Source organism: Erythrobacter donghaensis, from assembly GCF_001557325.1.
In the GTDB taxonomy this organism is placed as follows: Bacteria; Pseudomonadota; Alphaproteobacteria; order Sphingomonadales; family Sphingomonadaceae; genus Erythrobacter; species Erythrobacter donghaensis_B.
In genome coordinates this window covers 1-884 of sequence record NZ_LSJS01000186.1, presented here as the reverse complement: position 1 = coordinate 884, position 884 = coordinate 1, and the positions used below count along the sequence as shown (strand labels likewise).

Below are 884 nucleotides of genomic sequence, written 5' to 3'. Positions count from 1 at the left end.
TGGCCACCGAGATCGAAATCGCATGGGGTGGGGCATGCCCCACCCCATGCGATCACCTCAATCTACACCAGAAATTACACCACGAGCGCGGACGCTAACCCGGTACTGCGCTCGAAATTCAAATTCCACATCGAAAATTTCACCCTGAGATGTCTTTATTCCGATTGCGAAAACCTTTGCCGCAAGCAACTGTGTGCGCGCCGGCGTTTCTTTTACTTCCGCACCGCAGCTGCGCAGTTCATGAACAAATTCGCGCTGGAAATCCTCATAGCGCATCCACCAAGGGATCTGGGTAAAGCCAAAAGACATCGGCCAACCAGCAGCGTCAGTTTTGCACGTCCCTTGGGGGCGGTTGGATTGCCGAACTGCGCCGGGATAGTAGGAGAGGTTGTCCGCGAGATATTGCTCGACCCGCTTGGTTCCGCGCAGATCGAGCCCTTGCGCCTGCGCTCCGGTTTCGGCGAGGGACACGGTCGCAACGAAGGCAAAACAAATGACGTGAATTGCGGTTTGCAATCGGTTTAGGGCCATCAAAAGCTCCCGACAAATCGGCCTGAAGTGAAGGCTAAGGTGTCGGAGTGACGATGGTGTTACATTGTAACTTCACGCCTACCCGAACGCTGGGGTTCGACGATATGGGTTGCGCTGGTCAAAAGCGAACCCTGCAGCATTAGGTTCAAGACCCTCGGGACATGACCACTGACTGGGCGTGCGGGAAAAGGAGGCCAACGCCCCATCTCATGCGATCGATAGTTTCTCCAACTGTCTACGGGGCGGACAAGAGTAGTTCGTTAACGAACGGTCCAACGCTAAAAGCAGACCTTCAGCAAACCACCCACCTCCGGTCATTCCGACCTCTCGGCCGTTTTCCCGAAACCGGCCAT

Annotated in this window: 1 protein-coding gene; it reads right to left on the bottom strand. The window is 55.4% G+C overall.

Annotated elements, in window-relative coordinates:
* Positions 1-57: 57 nt before the first annotated feature.
* A complete protein-coding gene (locus AX692_RS19675; protein WP_066209231.1) occupies positions 58-531 on the bottom strand; it encodes a hypothetical protein in 474 nt (157 codons plus the stop codon).
* Positions 532-884: the final 353 nt, after the last annotated feature.